Origin of the sequence: Kribbella sp. NBC_00382 (assembly GCF_036067295.1) — a bacterium.
Taxonomy (GTDB): Bacteria; Actinomycetota; Actinomycetes; order Propionibacteriales; family Kribbellaceae; genus Kribbella.
On record NZ_CP107954.1, the window covers coordinates 1,465,991 to 1,490,947 of the forward strand.

Sequence of the window (24,957 nt, forward strand, 5' to 3'; positions counted from 1 at the left end):
ACCGCATCCCCACCGCACGCATCCCCACCACACCGCACCGCATCCGCACGCGCCGCATCCCCACCGGCTCCCGGTCCAGCCCGTCGCCCGCCGGGCTCGCCCGCGCCTCATTTGAGGGGTTAACCCCTGAGGCGGTGGGTTGCCCCCTCAGAATCCCATGGGGCAACCCACCATTTGAGGGGTTAACCCCTCAAATGGCACGTGAGGGAGCCATGGGAGGTGGGGGTGGGGAGCGGTGGGGGTGGGGGTGGGGGTTAGAAGAAGACGCTGCGGCGTTGCATGAGGAGGGTGTAGAGGGTCTGCTGGATGGTTTCGCGGACCTGGTCGGTGACGTTGAAGACCAGCATCGGGTCGTCGGCGGCGCCGTCGGGGAAGTCGTCGGTGCGGATCGGCTCGCCGAACTCAATCAGCCACTTCGACGGGAGCGGGATCAGGCCGAGCGGTCCCAGCAGCGGGAAGAACGGGGTGACCGGGATGTACGGCACCCCGACCAACCGGGCCAGCGACGCCATGTTGCCGACCAGCGGGTAGATCTCCTCGGCGCCGACGATCGAGCACGGCACGATCGGTACGCCGGTCCGCATGGCCGCGCTGACGAAGCCGCCGCGACCGAACCGCTGCAGCTTGTACCGCTCACTGAACGGCTTGCCGAGTCCCTTGAAGCCCTCCGGCCAGACCCCGACCAGGTTGCCCTGCCGGAGCAGCCGCTCGGCATCGTCGTTGCTCGCCAGCGTCGCGCCACCCTTGCGGGCGAACTCGCCGACGAACGGCGTCTTGAACACCAGGTCGGCCGCCAGCGTGCGCAGCGGCCGGTTCGTGTGGTCCGCGATGATCAGCTGGGTGATCAGCCCGTCGATCGGCATCGTGCCGGAGTGGTTCGCGACGATCAGCGCGCTGCCGGTCTCGGGGATGTTCTCGATCCCGCGCACCTCGACCCGGAACCACTTCTCCGCGAGCGGCCGCAGGAACTTCAGCATCACCTGATCGGTCAGGTCCTCGTCGAAGCCGAACTCGTCGACCTCGTACTCCCCCGACAACCGCCGCCGCAGGAACGCCAGGAACTCGGCGACCTGCCGCTCCCCGTCGACCCCGAGCGTGTCCCGCACGATCTTCTCGAACGCCGCGAAATCCTTCAGACCAGTCGGCTGGGCTTCGGGCGCCACGCTGAAATCGTCGACGGAGTCAGCCGCACCGACCACCTGCGGCTCTGGCGCCTGGCCTTTGCCTTTCGCCGCGCGCTTCTTGGCAGCCCGGGCCTTGACGGCGTCGGGGCCTGCGAGGGCGCGCGCCGCAGCCGAGGGCGTAGTACGACGTCCGCTGCCGCGGCCTGGGCGGCCGCCCGATCCGATCGGGATGACGTCGGCGTCAGCCACGCAGTGCTCCCAGTCCAGCGGTGAGCAGGCGCGAGGCCTGCGTGACGGCACCGGCGCCGAGGTGGGCGCGGAAGTCGTCGAAGGCCCCAGCGGTCGTGTACTCCGGTTCGAAACCGAACTCGCTCCGCATCCGGGTCGTGTCCACCGCGCGGCCGTACGTCAGGAAGGTGATCTGGTCCGGCGAGAAGTCGGCCAGCCGCGCGCGCCGTACGACGGCCGCAGTACTGGCCGCTGTGAAGGACGGGAGCCGGAAGACGGGTCGGCCGAGGCGGCGGATCGCCTGGGACAGCGAGAGCACGCCATCGCCGGCCAGGTTGAAGGTGCCGGGCAGCTCGTTCGCGGTCGCGTGGTGGATCGCCTCGACGCCGTCGCTCTCGTGCAGGAACTGCAGCCGGGCGTCGAAACCGAAAACGGTCGGTACCACCGGCATCGCGAAGTACCGGGTGATCGGGGAGTCGGTCTGCGGACCGATCCAGTTGGCCATCCGCAGCGTGGTGACGCAGACGTCGGGGCGGCGCCGGGCGAACCCGCGCACGTAACCCTCGACCTCGACCGCGTCCTTGCTCAACCCGGTCTGATGGATCGCCCGCGGCGCCATCTCCTCGGTGAACATCGCGGGGTCGCGCGGACCGGCGCCGTACACCGTGGTCGACGACTTGACCACGAGCTTGCGCACGCCGGGCGCCTTCTGGCACGCGGCGAGCAGTTGCATGGTGCCGATGACGTTGATCTCTTTCATCGACGACCGTCCCCCGGCGCTGCCAGGGGTCGCCACGACGCCCGTGTGGACGACCGTGTCGACGTCCTCACCGGCGATGACCTTCGCGATGACGGGGTTGCGGATGTCGGCCCGGACGAACCGGACCCGACCGAGCTCGGCCCTTGGCGGCACCACATCGATGCCGATCACGGTGTCGATCTCAGGGTCGGCTGCAAGTCTCCGGGCACAGCGAGCACCGGCATCTCGAGAGACGCCGGTAACCATCACTACGTGTGCCACGAGTGACCCCCAGCCAGACAGCAACAACTCCGTCAACGCCGCCCTGGACCCCAGGACGGCGGGAACTGCTACTACTTGCCGAGCTTGCGGCGCTGTACCCGCGTCTTCTTCAGCAGCTTGCGGTGCTTCTTCTTCGCCATACGCTTACGGCGCTTCTTGATAACAGAACCCACAGTGGAACCATCCAAACTTAAAGAGAGCGTCAGGAAAGACTACCTGTAGGTCACCTCCCTGACCTAAGTGAGCCTGCTCCCCCGCCTGGATAGGATGGTTTCTCGTCGACTGGGGAGGCCTCGATGGGCGCTCGCTACAACGGTTTGGCCGACTGGTACGACGCCCGGTTCGTGGCCGGCGCACCCCGCCATCAGCCCGGTCTGCTGGAGCTGCTCGGCCCGGGTTCGGGCCCATGCCTCGACCTTGGCTGCGGTACCGGGCGGAACTTCGACACCATCCGCGACAGCGGCCGCACGGTGGTCGGGGTGGATCGCTCCTCCGACCAGCTCCGGCTGGCCCGCACGAGAACCGACGGCCCGCTGATCGAGTCGGACGCCGCCGTGCTCCCGTTCGCCGACGGCTCCTTCGACACCGTGATCGCGATGTGGATCTCCACCGACCTGGACGACTTCCCAGGCGCCTTGGGCGAAGTCGTCCGCGTACTACGTCCTGGCGGGTTGCTGGTCTGCTACGGAGTCCACCCCGCCTTCAACGGCCCCCACGTCGAGTGGAACGAGGACGGCAGCCGCCTGGTCCACCCGTCGTACCGGACGCCGGGTTGGCAGGACGAATCCGCGTACTGGGCCGACGACGGCATCCGACGCCGCGTAGGCATGCGCCACCTCCCGCTGCCCGACCTCCTCAACGCCTTCCTCCGCCCAGAGCTGACCCTCGAACACATCGAAGAACCCGGCGACATCCCGGTCCCCCACGCATTGGCCCTCAAAGCCCGCCGGAACTAGGCCGCCGCTCAGGCGAGGTGCTCCCAGGTGTACAGCAGAAGGTCGCGCCCCTTCTCGGTGACCGGCGAGGGCTCAGCGTCGGTCAACTTGTAGCCGGCCCCACGGGCGACCGCCTTGCTGGCCTCGTTCTCGGCCTCGATCTCCAGGAGCACTCGTGGCATTCCCGCGACCTCGTGGGCGTAGGTGGTGATCAGCTTCACGGCCCGTACTGCGAGGCCTTGTCCGCGGAACTCCGAGCCGACGGAGTACCCGACGCTCAACGTCTTCGGCATCAGCAGTACCTCACCAAGCGGCCGGTCGCCGTCCGTGGTGATCGCCAACTGGATCCTCCCGTTGTCCGCCTGTGCCACCTCGAGATAGGCCTTGGCAGCCTGCTCGTCGAACGGGCTCACCAGCGGCGTCCAGTACGCCACCGCAGGCTCGTCGAACAACTCGATCATCGCCGGCAGGTCCGCCTCTACCCACTCCCGCAGAATCAGCCCATCACCAGCCAGCCGCACCCCACTCACGTCGCTCATGCCGTCATCCTCCACTACTGGTCCGGCCACGGACGAGGCATTTCCATCCGCTGGGGCACGAGCGGGCTATCGTGCTGTCACCTGAGCCGGACGGCGTCCGTCGCGGCCTGCGATCGTCCCTTCGGAGGTGGGTGTGCAGAGCGATCCGTCGCCGCGGGAGCCGGTTGACTCTGATGTTGATCTGCGGCACCCGGCGGGCGTAGTACCGCTTCGGCGGGGTGACGGTGCTGTGCTCGGGGTGATCGCCGCTGGTGGGGCGATCGGGGCGTCGGCGCGTTATGGCGTTGGGCTTGCATGGCCGGCCGGGGCCGGATCGTGGCCTTGGGCAACGATGGTGATCAACGTGGCGGGATGCGCGCTGATCGGGGTGCTGATGGTGCTGGTCTCCGAGGTGTGGATCGGGCAGCGGCTGCTGCGGCCGTTCGTGGGGACCGGGATATTGGGTGGGTTCACGACCTTCTCGACGTACGCCGTCGACCTCCAGCGGCTGCTCGCCGATGGGCATCCGGTGACAGCGCTGGGGTACATGTTCGCGACCGTGATCGGCGCGATCGCCGCGGTCTTCGCCGGTACTCACGTCACGCGCGCGCTCGTCCGCCGGAGCCGTCGATGAAGGTCCTGTTCGTCATCGCCGGCGCCATGGTCGGTGCTCCGCTGCGGTATCTGACCGACCGCGCCGTCCAGTCACGGCACGACAGCGACTTCCCCTGGGGCACGTTCACCGTCAACGTCATCGGCTCGGTGATCCTGGGCTTCGTCGTGGGTGCGAGCAGTGCGGGGGATGCTCCGCACTGGGTCCAGCTCCTGGTCGGTACCGGCTTCTGCGGCGCCCTCACCACATACTCGACCTTCTCCTACGAAACGCTCCGCCTCTGGGAACAGAACGCCAAACTCGCAGCCATCGCCAACGTCACCGCCAGCATCCTCGCCGCCCTCGGCGCTGCTGCTCTTGGCCTGGCCCTCAGCGAGAGCATCTGGCGCTGACTCAATGCCCCGCGCCCGGAAGGACGGTCAGCCTGAACCTTCCGGCCAGGTCACCATCAACGCGCATCAACTCACGCAGCACGGCGTCACCCAGTGCTCCTCGTACTTCCTCCGGCGACGCGAGTGTGCGCTCCGCAAGAGCCGCAACGGTGGTCTGCTCCGCGCCGCCCCACAGCGCGATCGTCATCAGGTCGGAGGTGAAGGAGGTGTACTTGGTCCTGCTCTGAAACACCTCGAGCGTGGTCAACGTCTCCGCCGGAATCCGCAGTACGTCCTGAGGCAACGGCGAGTCCGGTGATCGGCGGTAGCGGCTGCCATCGAAGGTGAGACAGCCGAGTGCCGTGAACAGCGGCGGCAACATCCGCCGGGTGATCGGCTCCACTCGGTCGAGCTGTTCGGCGACGGCTGCCAGCGTCATCAGCTGATAGCCGTGGTCAGCCAGAGTCAGTGGCTGGTCAAGCCAGTCATCACCCCACGAGTGCGCAGAGGCCCACTCGGCCAGCTCTTCCAAGGACGTCCCGCCGTCGCGTCCTCTGATGTACTCGAGGCTGGTGATCACCCCGGCTGCCTCATACCCGAGCAGGTAGCCCCATCCCTGGTCCCCTGCCGGTACAGCCGGCTTGCTCCGCCGGAGCCAGCGCGGTGGCTCCACCTCGGTAACCGGCCAATAGTCCAACTGCCACAGGCTCCAAGGTCCTATCCGCTCACCTGCCTCATCCGTCGCACTCGGTTGAGGCAGCTCTTGGTGGGCGACACGGACCCGGTACTGTCCGGGTCGGCCGAGCTGGAGGTGCTCCTCAGGCCATGAGCCCGTCGCTGCCGTCAGGCCGACCACACCGGTGGCGCTTCGATACGGAAGCTCGACCACATCCACCCATTCGACCAACTCGCCATCCCCGGCCGGGCTGTCGTGCACCCGGATGCCGACGAGGCACGGCAGGTCGCCCGAGGCTGCTTCGAGCCAGCCTGCGCCCGTGCGGGCGATCGTCCCGCAGGGCTGGGCATCCGTGGCGTGCTGCTCCAGCAGCCCGGCGTCGACGTACTCGGTGTACCCGCTGTACGCGTCGCGCACCGTCAACGTGCCGAACTCCGGCAAGTAGTCGTCGTCCTCGAACGTTCCCAGCACCGCCATCCATCCACGCTAGCTGTAGTCAGCTCGGCGGTGTGATGCCGCGATGCGGCCGGCTTGTGCGTTTCCTTCGGCGGCTAATGCCTCCAGGATCGGAAGTACCGCTACGTACCGCGTGAGCTCCCAGATTTCCGATTCACCGCGTGACTCGGCCTCGACCACTTCGACGAGCACCCGAACGGCCGTGTCGGCGTCGCCGGTTACCTTGAACCAGGCTTTGGCTGCCAGGAGCCGGAGGTCGATCCGTGGGCTCGGGTCCACCTCGGACAGCAGCGTCTGCAGTACCGGCTCCGCGGCCCGCGCGGCTGGGCCCAGCATTTCGATCCAACGCAGCGCCATGTAGTCGAGGACTCCTCCGCCGGCCCCGCGGGACGGCTGGTTCGGCGGTACCTTCGTCGACCGGCTGGGATGGTCGGTGATCACCGAGACCAGGATCGGCACCAGCTCGGCGGCCGGGTGCTCGAGCACCATCAAGGCCCGGGCAGCCCAGGTCCGCGACTCCAGGTCACCGCCGAAACCCACCTCTCGAAGGGCAGACCGCACCGCCGGATCGGTGCCACCGACCCGTCCGAGTTCCTCGCAGATCATCACCATCACCTCGATGACGTCCGGGTCGCGAGTGGTCCGGCCTTCGCTGAGCCGCAGCAGCGCGAGCAGCTTCTCGACCAGCTCGGGAATTACCGCGCGCTTGTCCGGGAAGGCCTGCACCAAGTACTTGAGTTGGTCGAGCTGCTCCTCCTGCCGGAACCGGGCGGCCAGGAGTGGAGTCAGCGCGGCCGCGTGCCCAGTCGCCGACGAGAGAAGTTCACTCGACTTCTGCCCGAGCCGCTGGCCGACCAGCTCGAGCAGGAGTGGCTCCACCCGGGCATGCCCGGCCACGGCGAGGATCATGCGCAGGCCGAGCGTGGGTGTCCGGTCGTACAGGTTCGCCAGCTGATCGAGCAGGACGACCAACCGCCGATCGCTCCGGTCCCAGGGCAGCGGGCCGTCGGGTCCCGGCCGATTCTTGAACCAGGGCATCAGGTCCGGTACGCCGATCGAGACGATCCCCAGGTCGGTCGTCGCCACCAGATCGATGATCCGCGGTACCAGCTCGATCGCCAGCTCCGGGTGGGCCTGGTAGAGGTGCGTGGCCATCAGGACGAGTGAGCCTGGATTCCCGAACAGCGTCGGGTCGGTCGCCCACGGGAGGTCGAGCATGCGCTGCAGCCAGTACCGCAAGGCGGTCGGGAACAGTGTCGGCTGGACTGCCCAGAGCGCCCACGAGCCGCCACCTTCAGCCCACGGCAGCTCCATCGTCATCGTCCGGCCGGCCGGACCGGCGCAGAGCACCAGCGCATCGAGCACCTGCTCGGGGATCTGCGAGCCACCCTCGGTCTGCCGGATCAGCAACGCATACTCGGCCTCTGGCGGCCGCGACGTCAGATCGATCTGCCGATGCCGCAACGTCAGCCCGTACGCCGCGCCGAGCCGGTCCGTGTCGGAGTTGCCCGGCTCCGTGAAGGCCAGTACCCGGTCAGCATCCCGGTCGGCGAGGCTGACCAGGAGCGCCATCCGGGTGGCCGGGTCCGCTTCGTCCGCCAGCGCGTCCAGCAGTTGGTTCGTGATGTCGTCGTCGACATAGGTGAGCAGGTAGACGGTGATCCGCCGCACTGCCGGATCGGGATGCCGCAGACAGCCCAGCAGCGGCTCGATGCCGACCGAGTACACGGACTCGAGCTGATGTTCCCACTGCTCTCCAGCGGCGTGCTGGAGCTTCCCCCCGAGAGCCGCCTTCAGTCGCCCCAGTGCGCTGTGGTTGAGCGGACCAGGCTCGCCGTACTCGTCGAAGTCGTCATCCAAATCCGCTGCCAACTTCCGCCGGTCGAATCCCATCCTGCCGCTCATCTCGGACTCGGGTAGGACGCCGCGATCCGCTCAGCCTGCGTATTTCCTCCGGCAGCGAGCGCGTCCAGGATCGGAAGTACCGCTACGACCCGCGAGATCCGCCGGATCTCCGCTTCACCTCTCGACCTGACCCCGACCTCGTCGACCAGCACCCGGACGGCCGTCTCGGCATCGCCGGTCACCGCGAACCATGCTTCGGCCGCGAACACCCGCACCTCGTTCCACGGGTCCGGATCGATCTCGTCGAGCAGCGGCCGCAGTACCGGCTCGGCGGCTCGCGCGGCCGGCCCCAACCGGCCGAGGTAGGGCAGCGCTCCGCTGTCGGTCCCCCGGCTGTAGCGGTCGACGGCCGGCTGGTTCGGGGGCACCTTCGTCGAGCGACGTGGATGGTCGGTGATCAGCGAGACCAGGATCGGCACCAGCTCGTCGGCCGGGTGACCGAGTTCGGTCAAGGCGCGCGCGCCTCCCAGCCGTACCTCCAGGTCGTCGTCACCGCACACCTTCAGGAGCGCGGCCCGGACGTCCGGATCGGCGCCACCGGCCTTGCCGAGCTCGTGACAGATCGACGCCATCGCCTTGACGGCGGCCAGGCTGCGAGTGGCCTGCCCCTGATGGAAATGCAGCACCCTCAGCAGCCTCCTGGACAGCTCGGGGAGCACCGCCCGCTTGTCCGGAAACGCGCTCGCCAGCCACTCGACCTGCTCGAGATCGGTCTCCGTCCGCAACCGCGCGGCCAGCGCGGAGGTCAACTCCTGCGTCGTCACCGTCGCCGAGCCGATCAGCTCTCCGGTGTCTTCGGTGAAGTACAGGCACGCCAGGTCCTGCAAACGCACGTCCCCACGCCCGTCTTCCGTCGAGACCACGGTCTTGCCGATCGTCGAGACCGGCTCCGGTGTCCCGAGTGACTGCTCGATCAGTTCCCCGACCCGCGGCTCGATCTCGAGCAGTCTGCTCAGCCAACGCTGCAGCGCGAGCGCCGGCAGCTTCGGCTTGATCACCCAGTACGCCGCCGAGCCGCTGTCGCCCGCCCAGGACAGGTCCATCAGCCTCTCGCCGGCTGGGGTGGCGGCAAGCGCCAGGGCGTCGAGTATTTCGTCGGGGATCTCCGGCGAGGTCTGCTGGTGTCTCAGCAGTAGGCCGAAGGCGGCGCCGAGGCGGTCGGTCGGGGAGTTTCTGGGCTCGATGAAGGTCAGCACGAGCGGCTGGTCCCGGTCCGCGAGGCTGATCAGCAACGCCATCCGGCTCGCGGCGTCCTGCTCGATCTCCAGTCGCTTCAGCAGTACCGGAGTGATGTCGTCATCGACATAGGTGAGGACGTAGGCGGCCATCCGGCGTACCACCGGATCGGTATGCCGCAGGCAGTCGAGCAGAGCCGTCAGTCCCGCTGCGTACAGCGACTCGATCTCCCAGGCCCACACTTCTTCCATCGGGGGCTCGACCTGTGGCATCGCCGGTCCGAGGGCTTCCTTGAACCGTCGGAGCCGATGCACGTCGGACCGGCTGGGCCAGCCATCCTCGTCATAGTCGTCGGCGTGGTCGGCCGACAGCTTCCGGAGGTCGAATCCCATGTCCTGCTCCCCACCTCGGCAAGGGTGCCGATAATACGGGCTATCAGGAGCAGTCGGTCAGCTGTTGTGGAGGCGGACGGGCATCAGGATGTAGCGGAAGTTGGTTTGGGGGGCTTCTTCCAGGTCGGTGGCGCCGGTGAGTTCGGCGGGTTTGGTGGGGTGGGTGAAGGCTAGGTGGGCCACTGGGGTGCCGATGGCGTGCAGGCCGTCCAGTAGGTACGTCGGGTTGAAGCCGACTGTCACGGGCTCGCCGGTCAGGTGAGTCTCGATCGTTTCCGAGGCTTGGGCTTCCTCGCCGTTGCCGGCGTCGAGGGTTGCCCCCTCGGCGGTGAAGGTGACTCGGATGGGGGCGTTGCGCTCTGCTACCAGGGCAACGCGTTTGACTGCTTCGACCAGGGTTGCTGTGTTGATGCGGACCCGGGTTTGGACTGCGGCGGCGGCCGGGATCAGGTTGCGGACCTTGGGGAAGCTTCCGTCCAGCAGGCGCGTTGTCGTCCAGCGTTCGCCGCCGGAGACCTCGCCGGCAAAGCCGGCTAGCCCGTCCCCACCAGCAGCATCCTGGTCGAGCGAAAGGGTCAGCTCCGATCCCGTCATCGCCTTGGCAGTATCCGAAAGCACCCGCGCCGGAATCAGAATCGTTGCTGCCAACGGGTCCGGGGTGGCGGGGTGCCACTCGAGTTCTCGGATGGCTAGGCGGTAGCGGTCGGTGGCCAAGAGGGTGATGGTGGAGGCTTCGATCTCCATCCGGATGCCAGTGAAGACGGGCATGGTGTCGTCGCGGCTAGCGGAGCCTGCGACCTGGCCGACCGCCTGGGCGAAGACGTCGCTGCGGATGGTGCCGCTGGCAGACGGTTGGGGCGGTAGCTCTGGGTACTCATCGACGGGAAGCGTCTGCAAGGTGAAGCGTGCCGTGCCACACACCAGCAGGACCTTCGCGCCGTCAACGCTGAAGTCGATCGCCTGGTGGGGCAGGCTTTTCACGATGTCCGCGACCAGCCGGCCGGAGACCAGACAGCGCCCCGGATCAGCCACCTGCGCCGGCAACGTCACCCGGTGCGACGTCTCGTAGTCGAACCCGGACAGCGTCAGCTGCCCCTCCGACGCCTCCATCAGCAACCCCGCCAGAATCGGCACACTCGGCCTGCTGGGCAGACTCTTACCCACCCACGCCACCGACTCCACCAGCAGATCCCGCTCCACCCGTACCTTCATGCCGACCGCCTCCCAGCTTCCTCACTGGGTCCCACTCAACCACCCGCCACCGACAGTTTCCGCAGCTCGCGAAGCGGCCGCCAAAACGAAGTACGAGCGCGACCACCCTGCTGCTAGCCTGAATGGCATGAACAGCTTCCCGTCGCAGCAGATGATGCCCCGCTAGCCGGGGTTCAGCGACGGACGTTCCAATCGATCCGAGGCCCCGAGTCGGGGCCTCGTTCGCGTTCCACCGGGCGGCGTCGTCCCGGCTCTCCTCCCCATCCAGCAGGAGATTCCGATGACGCGTACCTATCTGACCACCACCATCCCGTTCGTCAACGCCCGCCCACATCTTGGGTTCGCCCTCGAGCTGGTCCAGGCCGACGTACTCGCCCGGCATTGCCGCCGCCGAGGCGACGAGGTCCGTTTCCTCACCGGTACGGACGAGAACTCCCTCAAGAACGTGCTCGCCGCCGAGGCGGAGGGCATCGCAGTACAGGAGCTGGTCGATCGCAACGCCGCGGCGTTCGAAGGCCTCCGCACCCCACTCGACCTGTCCTTCGACGACTTCATCAGGACCAGCAGCGATCCACGGCATCGAGCCGGCGTCGAGCGATTGTGGCAACGCTGCGCCGACGCCGGCGACCTCTACCGGAAGCACTACGAGGGCCTGTACTGCGTCGGCTGCGAACAGTTCTACCAACCCGAGGACCTCGCCGACGGCCGCTGCCCCGACCACGGCACCGAGCCGCAACTCGTCGCCGAGAAGAACTGGTTCTTCCGCCTCTCCCGGTACGCCGAACAGCTCCGCGAACTCATCACGAGCGGCAAAATCAACATCCAACCGGCCACCCGGCGTAACGAAGTACTGGCGTTGATCGACAGCGGGCTACACGACTTCTCCATCTCGCGCTCGCAGCGTCGCGCGCGAGGTTGGGGCATCCCGGTCCCCGGCGATCCCGATCAGGTCGTCTACGTCTGGTGGGACGCCCTGGTCAACTACGTGTCAAGCCTCGGCTACGGCATTGGCAGCAACGATCTGGAGCACTGGTGGCAGCGATCCGACAACCGGATTCACCTGCTGGGCAAGGGAGTTGTCCGCTTCCACGCGGTCTACTGGCCCGCGATCCTGCTCTCGGCCGACCTGGCGCTGCCGACCGAGATCCTCGTCCACGACTACCTCACCGTCGACGGCCGGAAGATCAGCAAGTCCGCCGGTACGCCGATCGACCCGGCCGAACTCGTCGACGAGGTCGGCGCCGATGCCGTTCGCTGGTGGCTGCTCCGGGACGTCCCGAGGATCGGCGACGCGGACTTCACCCGCGATCGCCTGATCGCTCGCAGCAACTCCGACCTCGCCGGCGGCCTCGGCAATCTCGTCAACCGCGTCGTCTCCCTCATCCACCGGTACTACGCCGGCCGGGTGCCCGCACTCCTACCAGCCCCCGGAGAACTCCGAACGGCCGTCACCAACGCACCCGGCCAGATCGAGACTGCCCTCGCGAACTACGACTTCCGCAAAGCGGCCACCGCTCTGTGGGACATCGTCGAGTCCGCCAACCGCTACATCGAGACCACCGAGCCATGGCAGCTCGCCAAAACCCAGGATCCCTTGCTGACAAAGGTCCTGGCCACTCTCCACCACGCCTGCCTGGCGCTGGCAGGGGAGCTGTCCCCCTTCCTCCCGAGCGCAGCCGCCCGCATCACTACGCAATGCACCCCGATCGACGGCATCCTTCCACCGGCGACCCCGTTGTTCCCCAGGCTCACCTGAGTTTGCGCAACGGCGAGAGCAGAAACGTCAACGGCGAAAGACAAAGCCCCAGGGCAGCCAGCAACAGAGCCGAGCGATTCCCGAGGTGGGCGGCCAGCACGCCGCCCACCAAGGACCCGATCGGCATCAGCCCGAGTCCAAGGAAGTTAAGGGTAGCCACGACCCGCCCCTGTAGCTCCAGCGGCGTCACCGTCTGCCGGATGGCCATCGTCGCGATATCGACAGTCTGGCTGAACGTGCCGTACAGAAAGTTGAGCACCATCAGTAAGACCACCGAACCATCGAGCGCAGGCACACACAGCATCGCGACATCCGAGATCAGCGCAGCCACGATCAGTACCCGCCCGTAGCCGAAACGCCTCGGCAAGCTGGCGGAGAAGTACGAGCCCAGCAACGCCCCCGGCCCCGACGCTGCCAGCACCAGGCCGAGCTCCGCGCCGGACAGGTGCAGCGTGCGCGAGAGGAACAGCAGGTACGCCGTGATCAGTGCCGCGTAGGAGAACTGGTAAACGCAGGAAGCAATCGCGATCGTACGCAAAGTGACATTCCCAAAGACCAACGTCACCCCGGCCCGGATCTGCCGGAGCATCCCGCCGACCCTCTCAGCGGGCGGTGGCGCGTCGGATCGCCGGATCCTTTGCAGGGAAAGGAACGACACGACGAAGAAGGCCGCTGTCCCCAAGGCCGCGATCGGTGCCGTAAGCAACGACATCATGCCGCCACCCAGAGCCGGGCCGCAGATCCAGGACGCCGACCTGCTGCCCTCCAGCAGGCTGTTGCCTTGCGGCAGCTGCTCACGACCGATCAGCCGGGGCAGTGATGCCTGGTAGGCCACGTCGAAGGACACCATCAGGATCCCGGTGACGAAGGCGACGGCATAGAGCCACGGCAGCCCGAAGACGTCCAGCAGGAAAGCGATCGGGATCAGCCCGAGCACGAGTGCCCGGCCGAGGTCGGACAGCACCATCAGCCGGCGAGCGCGGGAGCGGTCGGCCAGCGCCCCGAAGTACAGGGAGAAGAGCAGGATCGGGGCCTGCTGGACGGCGCGCAGCAGGCCTAGCTGAGCGGCGCTCGCGCCGAGGGTGGTGACTGCGATGAGCGGCAGCGTGACCTGACTGGCCTGCGCGCCGAGCTGGGAAGCGGTCTGGCCGATCCAGAAACGAACGAAATCACGATCGGCCCACAAGGTGGGTGGCACGGAGGAATCCCTCGAGAAGCCCCGCCCGAGGGCAGGGAGAAAGGCTCACGGTGCCACCACAGGCAGCACGCGATGACTGACGTGCGTCAACGCGTGCGCGAACGACCGGGAATGTCCAACACCTCCTGGATCACCCTCCGCACACTAACCGCCACCCCTGACACCGGCAACCGATTTCACCCGGCCGCGCGGCTGGGCAGCGCGAAGCGGCCGGTCCCTTGCGGGGTTTCCGGCCGCTGTCGCTTCTCGTGGTTATCCGGCTTGGAAGAACGCGCCTTTGAGGTAGTCGTGCACGGCATCCTCAGACACCCGGAACGACCGACCCACCCGCACCGCGGGCAGCTCTCCGGAGTGCACCAATCGGTACACCGTCATCTTGGAGACGCGCATGGCCGTGGCAACCTCTGCCACGGTCAGAAACTTCACCTCGGCGAGCGGGGACTCACCACCGGACTTCTTTGATGCCATAACGCACCGCACTTCCAGCACGGGTCGTGCGCCGGCTTCCCCTCCGGCACCTCCGCCCGTGCATGAACAGAGCGTAGTGGCTGTTGGTGCGAATGGGAAAGAGGGTGCCTGGTGTGACTGGATGGTTCACCCGAATCAGAGTGTCGCAGCAGCCTGATCCGGGCTGGGTCTAGTACGTCGGATCGAGCCCGAGGAGCGGGAAGCTGATGTCCCGGGTCGCCTTGATCGAGCGATCCAGCCAGGTGTCGGGGTTGTACCCGGTCGACCAGTCCGCGTACGTCGGAGCGCGCCCGTCCGTCATCCGCATCGGCGCCACCCGGCCGTACCGGATCTGGATGTCCTCGCGCCACGACTCCGGTACCGCCGTCTCGGGATCGATCGGCTCGCCGGCCACGATCGCCAGCAGATGGGTCCAGGCGCGCGGTACGACGTCGATGATCGCGTAGCCGCCACCACCGGTCGACACCCACTTGCCGTCGCAGACCTGGTGGGCTAGGTCGTGCAAGGCCAGGTACGCCGCCCGCTGCCCGTCGACCGTCTTGGTGAGGTGCGCCAGCGGGTCCTCCGCGTGGGAGTCGCAGCCGTGCTGGGTGACGAGCACCGACGGCTTGAACGCCTTCACCACGTCCGGCACGATCGCGTGGAACGCCCGCAGCCAGCCAGCGTCCCCGGTACCAGGCGGCAGCGGGATGTTGACCGCACTACCCTCCGCATCCGGCCCACCGGTCTCCCCTGCCCCACCAGTGCCCGGGAACAGGGTCGTCGGCGACTCGTGCAGGCTCACGGTGAGTACACGCGGGTTGTTGTAGAACACGGTCTGTACGCCGTCCCCGTGGTGGACGTCCACGTCGACGTACGCGACCCGCTCAGCGCCATGGTCGAGCAGCCACTGGATCGCGACGGCCGGGTCGTTGTAGACGCAGAAGCCGCTGGCCATCCCCGGCATCGCGTGGTGCAGCCCGCCGGAGATGTTGGCGGCGTGCAGCACGTCGCCCTCCCAGACGGCCCGGGCAGCCTCGACGGACGCACCGACCACATGTGCCGACGCCTCGTGCATCTGCGGGAAGCAGTACGTGTCGTCGGTGCCGAGCCCGTGCTCCGGGTCCGGGTGATCCGGATCCGCCCCGGCCCGCTTCACGGCCGCGATGTACTCGGCTGTGTGCACGGTCCGCAGCAGCGCGTCATCCGCGACCGGCGCGGGCACCACCTTCAGCTGATCCAGTACGCCGAGCGCCCGCGCCAGCCGAATCGTCAGATCCACCCGGATCGGACTCATCGGATGCCCATGCCCGAAGTCGTACGCCGTCAGCCCCTCATCGAAGACCAGCATCGCCTCACCGCTCATGCCCCCGACCTTAGCCCGCAAGCGCCGCACGGTCCTCCGCTCAGCCGATCGCCGGTGTCTATCTCGTCCACGCTCAGCCGGCCGGTGGATTGGCCCGGCCCCACCGGGTGTTCAGCCGGTAAGCCCCACCGCGCGCATGGAACAAGGCCATCCCCAGTACGCCGACCGCCCCCGCAACCCAACCCACCACCTCATGCCGGCCAACTCCCGACCAGGCGACCAGCAGTGCCGCGATCACCAGCGCCGCCCAGCCGCCGATCACATTCCGGACGGCCGAGTTGCCGGTGACGTTGGGGTATTGCTGGGCGGTGATGCCGCGGACGAAGTGCGGGATGCCGTTGGCGCCGACCACCCCGGCCAGGAACGTCAGCAGGATCGCGTGGATCATCGCGACCAACTCCTTTCGGTCTACGTGTGTTGACTGAAAGGTAGCCCTCACCGAGCACTTCGGTCAACACACGTAGACTGAGGAGATGCAGCAGACAAGCAGGGCGGCGCAGCGGGAGCAGACCAAGGCCCGGATCCTGGCCGCGGCCCGGCAGTTGTTCGGCGAGCACGGCTACGACCGGACGACGATCCGTTCGATCGCGGCCGCGGCCGGCAGCGACCCTGGCCTGGTGATGCGGTACTTCGAGTCGAAGGAGAACCTCTTCGCCCAGGTGGCGACGATCCCCGCCGACGGCCCGATCGAGGGCGACACAGACCGGATCGCCGAACTGCTGACCGCCGCCCTGGGCAGCAAACTGGCCGACGAACCGGCGGCCGGACTCGCAGCACTCCGTGCGATGTTCAGCCATCCCGAGGCAGCCAAAGAAGTCCGCACCGCGATGATCGGCCAGCAACGCCAGATCGCGGCACTGATGCCCGGCGAGGACGCCGTACTACGAGCAGGCGTGATCGGCGCCCTGACCATCGGCACCGTGATCGCCCGCCACCTCCTCCAGCTCGACGGCCTCGCCGACGCCTCCCCCGACGAGATCACCCAGCTGGTCGGCCCACTCATCGACACTCTGGTCACCGGCACCGCTTGACCTCAGCTGCAGCAGAGGTTGCAGGCCGAGCCGCCGGGATGTCGTGTCCTGACGGCGGCGGTGGGTGGCGGGGCGGGCGTAGTACGGGCTATGGTTTTGGGGTGAACACGTTCAGGTTGCAGGAGTGGTGGGCCGCTTAGGCGGACCCTCCTGCGTTCACGCGCATCCACAAGGCCGCCTCGCCGAGGCGGCCTTTTTGTGTGTCCGTCGGTTGGTGGGGCTCGATCGACAAAGGACAAGACCATGACCTCGCTTTCTGGAATCACCCCGTCCGGCCGGCTCACGCTGGGCAACCACCTCGGCGCCCTGCGGCGGTTCACGGATCCGGATGGGTTCTACTTCGTTGCCAATCAGCACGCGATGACGACCAAGCACGATCCACAGCGGTTGCGCGTTCTGACCCGGGAGATGGCGACGCTGATGCTTGCCGCCGGGTTGCCGCCCGGGACGGTGTTCGTGCAGTCCGACGTACCGGCGCACGCTCAGCTTGCGTACCTGCTCGAGTGCACCTCGTACGTCGGGGAGCTGTCGCGGATGATCCAGTACAAGGAAAAGGGCCGGGGCAGACCGATGACTCGCGCCTCGCTCTTCACCTATCCGTGCCTGATGGCGGCGGACATCCTGCTCTACGGCACCGATCGGGTGCCGGTCGGTGGCGACCAGGACCAGCACGTCGAGCTGGCCCGCGATGTCGCGATCCGGTTCAACCGGGAGTACGGCGAGACGTTCGTCGTACCGGAGTTGCAGAAGGCCGCGCTGGCGATGCGGATCAAGGATCTGTCCAACCCGACCGCGAAGATGAGCAAGTCCGACGAGGACAACGCCGTCGGTACGATCCGGCTGCTCGACCCGCCGGATGTGATCCGCCGCCAGGTCATGCGCGCGGTGACCGACTCGGACGGGGAGGTCCGGCACGACGAGGAGAACAAGCCGGGCATCACCAACCTGCTGGAGATCCTGGCCGCCTGCACCGACGGCGATCCGGTCGAACTCGCCAGTTCGTACGAGACGTACGGCGCCCTGAAGACCGACGTGGCGGACGCCGTGCTGGCGGTGATCGAGCCGCTGCAGAAGGAGTACGCGCGGCTGGCGTCCGACCCCGGGTCCGTCGACGCGGTGCTCGCGCAAGGACGCGACCGGGCGATCGAGGCAAGCGCACCGCGACTCCGGGCGGCGACCGTCGCGATGGGTTTGGCAGGATCGTCTGCGTGAAGCTGAGAGTGGCGACGTTCAACATCCGGAACTCCTCGGCGCCCGACGGCGACGACTCGTGGGTACTGCGACGCGAGGCGACCGCGGCTGCGATCGAGGAGTTGGCGGCCGACGTGGTCGGGCTGCAGGAAGTGCTGCCCGACCAGTTGGAGTATCTGCGCGAGCGGTTCGCGGAGTACGAGATCGTCGGAGCCGGACGGGATGACGGCGTCCACGCGGGCGAGCACTCGGTGGTGATGATCCGGCTAGGTGATTGGCGGGTCGAGTCGCACGAAACGCGGTGGTTGTCGACGACGCCGTCGACGCCGGGGTCGGTCGGGTGGGATGCGGATCTCACCCGGATCGCCACGCTGGTACGGATCGCTCACGCCGACGGCACGCGGGCCGGGATCGCCAACACGCACTACGACCACCTCGGCGAGGTCGCGCAACTGGAGTCGTCCAAGTTGCTCAACCAGTGGATGTCGGCCGAGCCGGATCTCCACTGGGTCCTGCTCGGTGACCTGAACGTCGAGCCTGGTTCGGCGCCATTGAAGCTGCTGCTCGACGCGGGCTGGCTGGACGCAGTACCGGCCGAGGCCGGCGGCACCTTCCACGACTTCGGTCGCGCCACACAACAAGGCCGGATCGACCACATCCTGATCGGCAGGGGCTGGCGGGTCGTCGACGCCGAGGTCTCCCACTACCGGCCAGATGGTCGCCTTCCGAGCGACCACTGGCCGGTCGTCGCGACCCTAGATCTTGTTGAAGACCTCTTCGCGCAGTAGCTCGAGAGCGTCGAAGCGACGGTTGCCGGTGCCCAGGAAACCGTCGGGGACCAGGAACTCGTCGATGCCGGCCGCGGGATAGCGGGACACCACGTCCAGGACGTACTCCGCCGAGCCCATGATCGTCGGGCGGCCGGCGGCGATCAGCCGGTCCCGCCGTTCCTCCGCCTCGGTGTCGCCCGGCGCGATGATCTCGATCAGCGTCTGGGTCGAGCGGCGGACCACCGACGGGTCACGGCCGATCTTCTCGCAGTGCTCCCGGAACACCTTGCCCTTGTGCTCGGCCACGTCCGGCAGTCCCCAGTGGTTCCACTCGTCCGCGTACTTCGCAACGATGCCCAAGGCAACCTTTTCACCCGAGGCGCCGATCAGCAGCGGAACCTTGGCCGGCTTGGGCTCCAGTGGCGCACCGGTCAGCTGGTAGTACTTGCCTTCGAAGGTCGTCCGCTCCTGGGTGAGCAGCCCGGTGAAGACCTGACAGGCCTCCTCGAACCGGGCCAGCAGCTCCTTCACCGGCGGCAGCTCGATCCCGTAGACCTCGTGCTCGTTCACCTGCCAGCCGGCGCCGATACCGAGGACGAACCGCCCGCCACTCATCTGGTCCAGAGTCGCGGCGGCGTTAGCCACGACCGCGGGATGCCGATACGTGTTGCCGAGCACCATCGAGCCGATCCGGACGCGCTCGGTCTTCACCGCAAGCCCGGCCAGCAAGGCCAGGCACTCGTTCATCGGTAGCGAGAGGTCACCATTGTTGACCATGAAATGGTCGGCCATCCACACGCCGTGCCAACCGGTTCTCTCGGCGTACTCCGCGCCGTCGAGTACTTCCTGCCAGGTCCGGCCCGCACTGGGCCACAAGGAGAAGTCCATGGGACCGAGCTTATGCACTCTCCTGAGCGGCCAGGACAGCATCCCCGTTGACAGCGGCCCAGGTGGTCAGCATCCGGATCGGCTCCATCAGGGTCTTGCCCAGCTCCGTCAGGTCGTAGTCGACCCTGGGCGGTACGCCGCCGAAGTCCTCCCGCGTCACCAGCCCGTTGGCCTGCAGCCGGCGCAGCGTCTGGGTGAGGACCTTCTTCGAGATCCCACCGATCAGCTCGACCAGCTCACCGTGCCTCCGCGGCCCTTCGCTGAGCCCCCACAACACCACGACCGCCCATTTGTCCGCGATCACCTCGACCGCGAGCCGCGCTGGGCAGTCCGCCAGGAATACGTCACCGATCCCATCCACAGACCCAAGGGTACTTAGGGGTTCCCGTTGCGCTGTCTAGCGTCAGCAGCATGATCCCTTTGCCGGAAAGCACTCATCGGCTCTTCGCCACCGACAACCACGCCGTCCTCGTCACCGTCGACGCAGACGGTTCACCGCAGGCATCACTGGTCTGGGCCGAGCGCGACGGCGACCAGGTGCTGATCGGGATGGAGGGTTACCAGCGCAAGGCCGCGAACCTTCGTCGCGATCCGCGCGTCACAGTGATCATCGAGGACGACCAGCCGAGCCGGCGTGGCCTGTCCCAGTACCTGGTGATTCGCGGGCGCGCCGAGATCAGCGGGCCGGAGATCGGGGCGGAATGGACGGCGTTGATGGACAAGCAGTCCCAGCGGTACCTGGGCAAGGACTACCCGTTCGAGAACCGGTACTCCGAGACCGCGGTGATCGCTCGCGTCACGCCGGAGAAGATCACCGGCGAGGGTCCCTGGGCAGCGCGCGGCTGACCCCGGCGCAGGGGTTAGAGCAGGTGCCAGCGGAGGAGGAACGCGCCGACCGCGAGCACCAGGTAGGCCAGGACGAACACGACGCCGATGCCGGGACGCGGGCGGGAGCGGCGTACCGGCTGGTCGTCGGCCGCGTCGCGGATCGACCGCATGACGGCCGCGGCGTGCGCGGTCTGCCCCTTGGCGATGCCGTTGATCTCGTTCTCGTCCTTGCCGCTGGTCAGCACGACGGAGTCGTCGACGATCTCGATGTCGTCGACGTCCTGCCAGGCGAGGCTGCGGACGAGCAGGCTGGTGCGGGCCTTCAGCGCGGTCGCGGTGATCTCGACCCGGTACAGCACCACGCCGCCCGCGACCCGCACGACCGAGGCGCCGATGATCGTGAACAGGCCGACCGCGAGGAAGTCGCGAGCACCCATCCACAGCCAGGAGTTCAGCGCCGGGACGGCGATGAAGGGCACGATGAACAAGGCCCAGGCCCACCACGGCGCCGGATCCAGCGGGAGCCGCCATGGCAGCGGTGGTAGCGCGACGTCGGCACCGGCCTGTACGTCGGTATCAGGGCGCGCGGCAGCGTCATCGGTGCCGCTCGAACGATTTCCCATGGGCGGGACCCTAGACCCCTCAGCTCGAATTAGCTGATCCGACATCGACTTACCCCTTGATCAACGCCCAGGCGGTGACGGCGATGACCGCCACGACCGCAGGCAGAAAGACCACGGCGCCCCAGGATAACGACACCCGGTAACTGGTCAACGCCGAGGTGTTGTTACCGCGCAGCCGCTCCACCACACCGGCCACCTGATCGGCGGTCGGCCGGCCGTTGAGACCGTCGTAGCTGAGGGTTCGCGTGCCCCGGTGGCCGAGGTCGATGACCACCTTCTTCGGGCCGCGCCGCTGCACACCGTCGACCGCTTTCCAGCTGTACCGACGGCGGAGCAGCGGTCCTCGGAGTACGAGCTCGTTCGTCCGTACTGTCAGCCGGTGGTACCAGCGATGCTTCAGCCGTGGTGACCAGGGCAGGGGTGGGACCGACTTGGGTGGGACTGGGGTGACGCGGGCGGGCGCCTTCGGATCGCGCTCGCCCGGGTTACTCGGCGGCAAGGTCCCGGGAACGGTTGCGGGCGGCTTCGATGGCCGACAGGAACGCGGCCCGGACCTTGTGGTCCTCGAGTTCACGGACCGCGGCGGCCGTCGTACCGCCCGGGGAGGTGACGCGCTCCCGCAGTACGGTCGGGTGTTCGCCGGTCTCGCGGAGCAGCTTGGCCGAGCCGAAGAGCGTCTGGACGACCAGGTCGGTCGCGGTCGAGCGGGGCAGGCCCATGTGCACGCCCGCCTCGATCATCGACTCGACCACGAAGAAGATGTACGCCGGACCCGAACCCGAGATCGCGGTCACCGCGTCCTGCTGCTTCTCAGGAACGCGGATGACCCGCCCGGTCGCGGCCAGTAGGCCCTCGGCCAGTACCAGGTGGCTCTCGTCGCAGTGCGCGCCACGGGAGATCGCTGCCATCCCCTCGTCGACCAGGGCCGGCGTGTTCGGCATTACCCGGACGACGGCGACGCCCTCGGGCAACCGGGACTCGATGAACGTGGTGGTGATGCCGGCCGCCAGCGAGACGATCGTCTGGCTCGACCGAATCGCCGGAGCGATCTCGGCGAGCAGGTCGGGCATGTCCTGCGGCTTGACCACCAGGACCAGGGTGTCCGCCTTGGCCGCGGCCTCCACGTTCGTCACCACGTCCACGCCGTACCGCTCGCGCAGCTCGGTCGCGCGCTCCTCGCGCCGCTCGGTGATCAGCAGCTCGCCCGGTCGTCGGCCGGCGCGCAGCAGCCCGGACAACAACGTCTCACCCATCACACCGGCGCCGAGAATGGCCACCTGCCCGTTCTGACTCATGGCTTCAGGTTAGCGGTGCGGCTGTTCGACTTCGTTCGAATTCCGCGACCCGGTCGATCGCCGCGCTACATGCTCCTTCGGCAACCGCCCCGGCCGAAAGGACTTCCCCATGCCCGCAGCGAGCAACTCCCCCGGATCCGACACCGGTTGGGGGATCACCGTCAACTTCTTCCGTCGTACGTTCGCAGTCCTCGCCGGTGCCCTCGTTCTGATCGCCGGCGGGGTGACCGCGGCGTCCGCTTCCACGACCGGCGCCCCGCCGGCATCGGGCACCACATCGAAGGCAAGTGCGTCCGCTTCATGCTGTACGAGTTGAAGGACGGCGTGACGCGCAATCCCACCATCTGGAGCGCCTGGATCGGCACGGAGTACGGGTCCCCCTGCTAGGTGATCCGGGCGAGGGCTGCCTCGGCGCGCTGTAGTTCGTAGCGGTCCTCGATGCGTTCGGCGTCCTCCAGCGCAATGCGGTGCTGTTCAGCCGCCTCAGCGACTCGGCCGGCTGCTGTCAGGGCATGGCCGTAGTCGTTGCGCACTTCGATGGTGAACGGCCTGCTGCCGAGCCGGTCGGCCAGATCGAGCGCCTGCTCGTGGAGCTCGATCGCATCGTCGATCCGGCCGGCTGCCCGGTGCAGCCGGCCGAGGCAGTTCAGGCAGTCGCTCTCACAGTTCACGAACGCGATCCGGCGAGACAGCTCCAGCGCCTCTTCGAACCCCTGCCACGCCTGGTCAACGCGGCCCAGCGCCTCGCAAGCGACGGCCACGTTGTTGAGGGCGAACGCCTCCTCGAAGGTGTCCGTGCCCAGCTTCCGGCTGATCATGAGCCCCTGCTCGAACAGCTCCAGGGCGATCCCGGGTCGGTCGAGCCGTAGCTGCGGCCAGCCTTGGCCGGCCAGCGTCGTGGTCATCCCGGTCAGGTTGCCCTCTGCCTCGAACAGCCCGTACGCCTCCCGCTGACCGTCGATCGCCTGCGCGTAGGCGCCGAGCCGATAGTGGCCGAGGGCAACATTCGACAACCCGCTCGCCTCGCCGAGCCGGTTGCCCGCCAGCCGGGCATAGTCCAGCGCCTGTTGATAGGCCGCGCGGCCGTCGGCGTACCGGCCGAGTCGCCAGTACAGGCCGCCGAGACTGTTGTACGACCGGCCGCGCACCTTGTCGGTCTTCGCGCAGCGGATCGCCGTCAGGTGCAGTACCTCCGCGCCACTGAACAGGCTTGCGGTGCCGAGGTAGTACATCAAGGTCGCCGACACCCCGGTCGCGTACTCCGGGCGCCCGTGGTCGGCCGCATACAACGCGGTGGCGATCAGGTTGGACCGCTCGGCCTCGAGCCAGTCCCGCCCCGCGTCCCGGTCGGCGAACTCCAGCGCGAACCGCCCGGGATGCTCGACGATCCATTGCTTCTCGGTCAGCTCGATCCGCTCGCGGTCCTGTGGCGCATAGGCCACGGCGGCGGCCGCGACCGTCTTGCGGTAGTAGTCGAAGAGGCCGTCGAGGGCGGCCCGGCGTACCGACGCGGGGTCGTCGTCCCGGCCCTGGTCGGAGGCGAGCAGGCGGATCAGATCGTGCAGCTCGTAGCGGCCGGATCGCTCCTCCAGGAGATTCATCTGGACCAGCTTGGCCAGCTGCTCGCGGGCCGGCTCGATGGTCAGATCCGCGAGGGCGGCAGCGGCGTACGCGTCGAAATCGCGGCCCGGATGGAGGGCTAGCAGGCGGAGCATTCGGCGTACCGGGGGCTGTAATGCCTGGTAGGACAGGGAAAGCGAGGCTGCGACGCCGTCGTCGAGCCGGAGCCGCGCAGTGTGTTCCTGGAGGCGTTCGAGGTGGTCGGCGAGGGTCCAGTCGGGCTGCGCGCTGATGCGTCCGGCCAGGACCGCGAGAGCGAGCGGGAGGTGGCCGACCAACTCGGTGATCCGGGTGGCCGCGACCGGCTCGCGATCGACCTTGTCCCCGGCCGCTCGCCGGAGCAGTACCGCCGACTCGGCCGGGTCGAACACCTCCAGACCGATCCGGTGAGCGTTGGTCATCCGGCGGCGACTCGTGATCAGGGTGAACGCATTCTTCGCGGTGAGCGGCTGCACCTGGTCGTCGGAGGCCGCGTTGTCGAGCAGTACGACGGTCCGGCGGCCCTCGATGATCTGGTCGAACAGCTGCGAGCGCGCCGACAGGTCCAGCCCGTGGATCCGGCTCCCGGAGACGCCGAGCCGTCGCAGGAAGCCGTCGAGCACGGCCGCCGGATCGGCGGGTGGCCGTACCGGGTCGTACCCGCGGAGGTTCACGGAGAACTCAAGCTCGACGTCAGCCAGCCTGTTGACGACCCGGCTGGCCAGCGTGGTCTTGCCGACTCCAGGCATCCCGTCGATGCAGACGAGCCGATGCGTCTCCAACGCAGTGGCCGCCGCCAGTACGGTGGATGCCCGCCCGACGAAGGCATCCCCATCGGACTCCACTCGGCCGCCGACCTGCACCACCGAGGCGTCCGCGGCCAGCCCGGACACCACCTGATGCGCCTGCCGCCACTCTGCCGCGCGCGACTCGTCGCCCAGGACGACGCGGGCGATGTCGACCACCAGCTCGACGTCGAGCCTGGTCCGCCCCGGCGACAGACACCGGTACGTCGTGTTGAACGCAGGCAGCTCGGCGATCCCCCGCTCCTGCCGGGACCGCACCACCCGCCGATGGATCTCCCGATAGGACAACCCCGACCAGACCTGCAAGGCCCGCAACCGGGCCCCGAGCTCATCAACCGTACGCACACCACCCGGCTCCGGCGCCCGACCCTCCACCAATCGCCTCCCCAGATGCGAAGGCTCAACCCTAGAGCTCATTGGGGACCAATTCACCTGGTTCGAAGGAATTCCCTTGCGATCGGGCCGCGGCCGTTAATTAATTGCCGGGCGCTGGGCGGCACCGGATGATGCAGCCAACAGGTTCGGGGGCGAC

26 protein-coding genes are annotated in these 24,957 nt (G+C 67.9%); 8 read left to right on the forward strand and 18 right to left on the reverse strand.

Annotation, left to right across the window (positions count from 1 at the left end):
* Positions 1-254: 254 nt before the first annotated feature.
* The 3 genes from OHA70_RS07305 to OHA70_RS07315 form a co-directional block, all read right to left on the reverse strand.
* Positions 255-1,373, reverse strand: coding sequence for a lysophospholipid acyltransferase family protein (locus OHA70_RS07305; RefSeq protein ID WP_328329904.1), 1,119 nt, complete (start codon positions 1,371-1,373; stop codon positions 255-257).
* The gene (locus OHA70_RS07310) at positions 1,366-2,358 is read right to left on the reverse strand and encodes an NAD-dependent epimerase/dehydratase family protein (protein ID WP_328335051.1); all 993 of its coding nucleotides are present in this window, start codon (positions 2,356-2,358) and stop codon (positions 1,366-1,368) included. Before OHA70_RS07310 ends, OHA70_RS07305 begins: the two co-directional genes overlap by 8 nt.
* A gap of 86 nt (positions 2,359-2,444) precedes the next feature.
* Positions 2,445-2,546, reverse strand: coding sequence for a 30S ribosomal protein bS22 (locus OHA70_RS07315; RefSeq protein ID WP_008356322.1), 102 nt, complete (start codon positions 2,544-2,546; stop codon positions 2,445-2,447).
* Between the two features lie 123 nt (positions 2,547-2,669).
* On the opposite strand from OHA70_RS07315, the gene OHA70_RS07320 reads away from it, so the two are divergent.
* Positions 2,670-3,329 (forward strand): class I SAM-dependent methyltransferase, encoded by a 660-nt coding sequence (locus tag OHA70_RS07320; RefSeq protein ID WP_328329907.1) that lies wholly within the window; start codon positions 2,670-2,672, stop codon positions 3,327-3,329.
* A gap of 8 nt (positions 3,330-3,337) precedes the next feature.
* Here the strand turns inward: OHA70_RS07320 and OHA70_RS07325 are convergent, their stop codons facing one another.
* Positions 3,338-3,847, reverse strand: a complete 510-nt coding sequence (locus tag OHA70_RS07325; RefSeq protein WP_328329909.1) for a GNAT family N-acetyltransferase — start codon at positions 3,845-3,847, stop codon at positions 3,338-3,340.
* 133 nt (positions 3,848-3,980) lie between these two features.
* Here OHA70_RS07325 and OHA70_RS07330 point away from each other — a divergent pair, with 133 nt between their 5' ends.
* Positions 3,981-4,460, forward strand: coding sequence for a fluoride efflux transporter FluC (locus OHA70_RS07330; RefSeq protein WP_328329911.1), 480 nt, complete (start codon positions 3,981-3,983; stop codon positions 4,458-4,460).
* Positions 4,457-4,831 carry a fluoride efflux transporter CrcB gene (crcB, locus tag OHA70_RS07335; protein WP_328329913.1) on the forward strand — a complete coding sequence of 125 codons (375 nt, stop codon included), beginning with the start codon at positions 4,457-4,459 and terminating at the stop codon, positions 4,829-4,831. Before OHA70_RS07330 ends, crcB begins: the two co-directional genes overlap by 4 nt.
* Position 4,832: 1 nt before the next feature.
* Here the strand turns inward: crcB and OHA70_RS07340 are convergent, their stop codons facing one another.
* From OHA70_RS07340 to dnaN, 4 genes are read right to left on the reverse strand one after another with little or no spacing between them, the layout of a single operon-like run.
* The gene (locus tag OHA70_RS07340; protein ID WP_328329915.1) at positions 4,833-5,963 is read right to left on the reverse strand and encodes a hypothetical protein; all 1,131 of its coding nucleotides are present in this window, start codon (positions 5,961-5,963) and stop codon (positions 4,833-4,835) included.
* Between the two features lie 9 nt (positions 5,964-5,972).
* Positions 5,973-7,847 carry a HEAT repeat domain-containing protein gene (locus OHA70_RS07345; RefSeq protein ID WP_328329917.1) on the reverse strand — a complete coding sequence of 625 codons (1,875 nt, stop codon included), beginning with the start codon at positions 7,845-7,847 and terminating at the stop codon, positions 5,973-5,975.
* Positions 7,844-9,415, reverse strand: a complete 1,572-nt coding sequence (locus OHA70_RS07350) for a hypothetical protein (RefSeq protein ID WP_328329919.1) — start codon at positions 9,413-9,415, stop codon at positions 7,844-7,846. Before OHA70_RS07350 ends, OHA70_RS07345 begins: the two co-directional genes overlap by 4 nt.
* Positions 9,416-9,472: 57 nt before the next feature.
* The gene (gene dnaN / locus OHA70_RS07355; RefSeq protein WP_328329921.1) at positions 9,473-10,627 is read right to left on the reverse strand and encodes a DNA polymerase III subunit beta; all 1,155 of its coding nucleotides are present in this window, start codon (positions 10,625-10,627) and stop codon (positions 9,473-9,475) included.
* Positions 10,628-10,907: 280 nt separating this feature from the next.
* On the opposite strand from dnaN, the gene metG reads away from it, so the two are divergent.
* A complete protein-coding gene (gene metG / locus OHA70_RS07360) occupies positions 10,908-12,383 on the forward strand; it encodes a methionine--tRNA ligase (RefSeq protein WP_328329924.1) in 1,476 nt (491 codons plus the stop codon).
* Here metG and OHA70_RS07365 read toward each other — a convergent pair.
* The 4 genes from OHA70_RS07365 to OHA70_RS07380 all read right to left on the reverse strand — a co-directional run bounded on the left by OHA70_RS07365 (position 12,376) and on the right by OHA70_RS07380 (position 15,782).
* Complete coding sequence (locus OHA70_RS07365) at positions 12,376-13,581, reverse strand: MFS transporter (RefSeq protein WP_328329926.1); 1,206 nt, start codon at positions 13,579-13,581, stop codon at positions 12,376-12,378. The two genes, metG and OHA70_RS07365, sit on opposite strands and share 8 nt — an antisense overlap.
* 252 nt (positions 13,582-13,833) lie before the next feature.
* Positions 13,834-14,049, reverse strand: coding sequence for a helix-turn-helix domain-containing protein (locus OHA70_RS07370; protein WP_112248247.1), 216 nt, complete (start codon positions 14,047-14,049; stop codon positions 13,834-13,836).
* Between the two features lie 169 nt (positions 14,050-14,218).
* Positions 14,219-15,394, reverse strand: coding sequence for an acetoin utilization protein AcuC (locus OHA70_RS07375; RefSeq protein ID WP_328329928.1), 1,176 nt, complete (start codon positions 15,392-15,394; stop codon positions 14,219-14,221).
* 73 nt (positions 15,395-15,467) lie between these two features.
* The gene (locus tag OHA70_RS07380) at positions 15,468-15,782 is read right to left on the reverse strand and encodes a hypothetical protein (protein WP_328329930.1); all 315 of its coding nucleotides are present in this window, start codon (positions 15,780-15,782) and stop codon (positions 15,468-15,470) included.
* Between the two features lie 85 nt (positions 15,783-15,867).
* Here OHA70_RS07380 and OHA70_RS07385 point away from each other — a divergent pair, with 85 nt between their 5' ends.
* The 3 genes from OHA70_RS07385 to OHA70_RS07395 all read left to right on the forward strand — a co-directional run bounded on the left by OHA70_RS07385 (position 15,868) and on the right by OHA70_RS07395 (position 18,404).
* Positions 15,868-16,425 (forward strand): TetR/AcrR family transcriptional regulator, encoded by a 558-nt coding sequence (locus OHA70_RS07385; protein ID WP_328329932.1) that lies wholly within the window; start codon positions 15,868-15,870, stop codon positions 16,423-16,425.
* Positions 16,426-16,668: 243 nt separating this feature from the next.
* Entirely contained in the window at positions 16,669-17,637 is a 969-nt protein-coding gene (trpS, locus tag OHA70_RS07390; RefSeq protein ID WP_328329934.1) for a tryptophan--tRNA ligase, read from the forward strand.
* Entirely contained in the window at positions 17,634-18,404 is a 771-nt protein-coding gene (locus tag OHA70_RS07395) for an endonuclease/exonuclease/phosphatase family protein (RefSeq protein WP_328329936.1), read from the forward strand. The genes trpS and OHA70_RS07395 overlap by 4 nt, the downstream gene beginning before the upstream one ends.
* Here OHA70_RS07395 and OHA70_RS07400 read toward each other — a convergent pair.
* The gene (locus OHA70_RS07400; protein ID WP_328329938.1) at positions 18,372-19,274 is read right to left on the reverse strand and encodes a TIGR03560 family F420-dependent LLM class oxidoreductase; all 903 of its coding nucleotides are present in this window, start codon (positions 19,272-19,274) and stop codon (positions 18,372-18,374) included. The genes OHA70_RS07395 and OHA70_RS07400 overlap by 33 nt on opposite strands.
* A gap of 10 nt (positions 19,275-19,284) precedes the next feature.
* On the reverse strand, positions 19,285-19,635 hold the full coding sequence (locus OHA70_RS07405) for a winged helix-turn-helix transcriptional regulator (RefSeq protein ID WP_328329940.1): 351 nt from the start codon (positions 19,633-19,635) through the stop codon (positions 19,285-19,287).
* A 50-nt stretch (positions 19,636-19,685) separates the two neighbouring features.
* Here OHA70_RS07405 and OHA70_RS07410 point away from each other — a divergent pair, with 50 nt between their 5' ends.
* Complete coding sequence (locus OHA70_RS07410; protein ID WP_328329942.1) at positions 19,686-20,120, forward strand: PPOX class F420-dependent oxidoreductase; 435 nt, start codon at positions 19,686-19,688, stop codon at positions 20,118-20,120.
* A 14-nt stretch (positions 20,121-20,134) separates the two neighbouring features.
* On the opposite strand, the gene OHA70_RS07415 is transcribed toward OHA70_RS07410, so the two are convergent.
* The 4 genes from OHA70_RS07415 to OHA70_RS07430 all read right to left on the reverse strand — a co-directional run bounded on the left by OHA70_RS07415 (position 20,135) and on the right by OHA70_RS07430 (position 24,800).
* Positions 20,135-20,725, reverse strand: a complete 591-nt coding sequence (locus OHA70_RS07415) for a hypothetical protein (RefSeq protein ID WP_328329944.1) — start codon at positions 20,723-20,725, stop codon at positions 20,135-20,137.
* A gap of 49 nt (positions 20,726-20,774) precedes the next feature.
* Positions 20,775-21,224 carry a hypothetical protein gene (locus OHA70_RS07420; protein ID WP_328329946.1) on the reverse strand — a complete coding sequence of 150 codons (450 nt, stop codon included), beginning with the start codon at positions 21,222-21,224 and terminating at the stop codon, positions 20,775-20,777.
* Positions 21,211-22,020, reverse strand: a complete 810-nt coding sequence (gene proC, locus OHA70_RS07425; RefSeq protein ID WP_328329948.1) for a pyrroline-5-carboxylate reductase — start codon at positions 22,018-22,020, stop codon at positions 21,211-21,213. The genes OHA70_RS07420 and proC overlap by 14 nt, the downstream gene beginning before the upstream one ends.
* Positions 22,021-22,403: 383 nt before the next feature.
* Positions 22,404-24,800 (reverse strand): tetratricopeptide repeat protein, encoded by a 2,397-nt coding sequence (locus tag OHA70_RS07430; RefSeq protein WP_328329950.1) that lies wholly within the window; start codon positions 24,798-24,800, stop codon positions 22,404-22,406.
* Positions 24,801-24,957: the final 157 nt, after the last annotated feature.